Annotated in this window: 1 protein-coding gene; it reads left to right on the forward strand. The window is 49.8% G+C overall.

Going from position 1 to position 1,013, the window contains the following annotated elements; all coding sequences use genetic code 11:
• Positions 1-887: nucleotide-binding domain-containing protein (locus tag HPO_RS19370; protein WP_206742199.1), on the forward strand; the 887-nt coding region annotated here is incomplete at its 5' end.
• Positions 888-1,013 lie beyond the last annotated feature (126 nt).

The following is a 1,013-nucleotide window of genomic DNA, read 5'->3' on the forward strand; positions in this document are numbered from 1 at the left end:
GGTCGGTCAGGCCGGACGCTTACCAAAGAACTGCGCTAGAAGCAGCAGTGTCCAATGGGCGAAAGTCCATGGGGTGGATTCTCTCCGATCCAAGAGGGTACACGCAAACTGCTTCTGACATGAACGCGCGGAATGAAGACTTCAGGAGGGCCGCCAAAATCATAAAGGGTTGGCGGCGTGCCACAAAAAATCGCTACGCAGATTTTGCAATGAAGTCCTTTCATATTGAGCAAGCAGTGTATGCGCACTTTTCGAGCAACCCAAGTACGACAATATTTGACGCCGTTTTCGAGGTAATGAGATCAATTCCCAGCTTAATAAGAAAGGCTCAATTTCGTGACAGAGCGAACGGAAGAGTATTTATAGATGCTTACGTTGAGTCTCTAGAAACTCCTCAACGCGACCTAATCGAAGAAGCTGCGGATTATTTTCTAATGCAGCTGGAACAAGTAAAAGATGAAAAAGGAATAAGCTCACTTTTCACAGGGGGTCGCTATCGACGGCCTGCAACCGAGGAGTTTCTGTTTGATAAGGGCATACCAACATTAGTTCAGTCTGAGATGCGTATTGTCGCCAAAGCGCTTCAGGGAAATGGATTCCCTCAGAAGATTCTTGATGCTGTTGGCTGGATAGCGAAATCTAGACACATTGAATTTCGTGTTCGCGAGCCCGCGCCTGAATGCGACTATATTTTGTGGAAAGTGAGGAATGATAATTCCAGCTCACAGCCTCGGGGCGAGATCACCAAACATCACACCCAAAATGATCCCGAACGCACAGCGTATTTCGGAAGGCATTATGTAGAGGCGTACGCCATTCTCGCGGGAGTATGCATCGCTCGAGCACGACAAGAAGTTGTACTGCAGACGCAGCATCAAGCAGAGTAAAGCAGTAGTCAGTTACCCCCAACCCCACCCGCGTCAGTGGCGGTATCGGCGCGGCTAAGAGGGCGGAAAGGCTTTCCTGGCCGGTTGCGCGCCAAGGGTCGGGGGGTAATCATCCCATTTTTAAGC

The sequence above is a fragment of the Hyphomonas polymorpha PS728 genome, from assembly GCF_000685315.1.
Classification (GTDB): domain Bacteria; phylum Pseudomonadota; class Alphaproteobacteria; order Caulobacterales; family Hyphomonadaceae; genus Hyphomonas; species Hyphomonas polymorpha.